This is a genomic window from Streptomyces alkaliterrae, assembly GCF_007097205.2.
GTDB classification, from domain to species: Bacteria; Actinomycetota; Actinomycetes; order Streptomycetales; family Streptomycetaceae; genus Streptomyces; species Streptomyces alkaliterrae.
Genome location: NZ_VJYK02000605.1, coordinates 1 through 1,195 on the forward strand (window position 1 = coordinate 1; position 1,195 = coordinate 1,195).

1 protein-coding gene is annotated in these 1,195 nt (G+C 73.1%); it reads right to left on the bottom strand.

Translation table 11 applies throughout. From position 1 onward, the window contains the following. Positions 1-30 precede the first annotated feature (30 nt). The gene (locus tag FNX44_RS27060) at positions 31-1,137 is read right to left on the bottom strand and encodes a quaternary amine ABC transporter ATP-binding protein (RefSeq protein ID WP_143651592.1); all 1,107 of its coding nucleotides are present in this window, start codon (positions 1,135-1,137) and stop codon (positions 31-33) included. Positions 1,138-1,195 lie beyond the last annotated feature (58 nt).

Consider the following 1,195-nt stretch of genomic DNA (forward strand, 5'->3'; position numbering starts at 1 on the left):
GGTCGGGGGTGAGGGTGCCGGGGGCGGCGGTCATACGGCCGCCACCTCCCGTTCCTCGGGGCGGCCGTCGAGTCCGGCGACGACGGCCAGCAGCCGGTCGCGGTCGACGACGCCGACCGTGCGGCCGTCCTCGACGACCCGGACGTGCTCGCCGGTCCTGGCAACGGCCTCGATGGCCTCGGCGACGACGGTGCCGGCGGGCAGTACGACACCTGTGTCGGCCTCGCCGCCGGTCGGCGGGCGCATCGCCCGGCGCACGGTGACGACCTGTTCGCGCGGCACGTCCCGGACGAAGTCGCGGACGTAGTCGTCGGCGGGTGTGGTGACGATCTCCTCGGGGGTGCCGAGCTGCACGATCCGGCCGTCGCGCATCAGGGCGATGCGGTCGCCCAGGCGCAGCGCCTCGGAGAGGTCGTGGGTGATGAAGACCATCGTGCGGCCCTCCTCGCGGTGGAGCCGGATGACCTCCTCCTGCATGTCGCGGCGGATCAGCGGGTCGAGCGCGCTGAACGGCTCGTCGAAGAGCAGGACTTCGGGGTCGGTGGCGAGCGCCCTGGCGAGGCCGACGCGCTGCTGCTGGCCGCCGGAGAGCTGCGCCGGGCGGCGTTCGCCGAGGCCGGTGAGGCCGACCTTCTCGACCATGCGGGCGGCGACCTCCCGACGGACGGCCTTCTTCACGCCCTGGATCTCCAGGCCGTAGGCGATGTTGTCGAGGACGGTGCGGTGCGGCAGCAGGCCGAAGTGCTGGAAGACCATCGCGGCGCGGTGACGGCGGAGTTCGCGGAGCCGTTCGCGGTCCATGGCGAGCACGTCCTCGCCGTCGATGCGCAGGTCGCCGCTGGTCGGCTCGATGAGCCGGGTGAGGCAGCGCACGAGGGTGGACTTGCCGGAGCCGGAGAGGCCCATGACGACAAAGACCTCACCGCGGCGGACGTCGAAGGAGACGTCCCGGACGGCGGCCGTACAGCCGGTGCGGGCGCGTAGTTCGGCGGCGTCGAGGGAGGCCAGCGACTCGTCGTCGGGTATCCGGTGGGCCTTCGGGCCGAAGACCTTCCACAGGTTCCGGACGGCGAAGACGGGCTCGGTCCCGGGCTGCTGTTCCTCTGGTGTCGGCGGGGTGCTCCGCTGCTCGGCCATCAGGCGACTCCTTCCGCCGACGGCGCCGCCGGACTCTGGTGGGTGGTGGGGGTGGGGG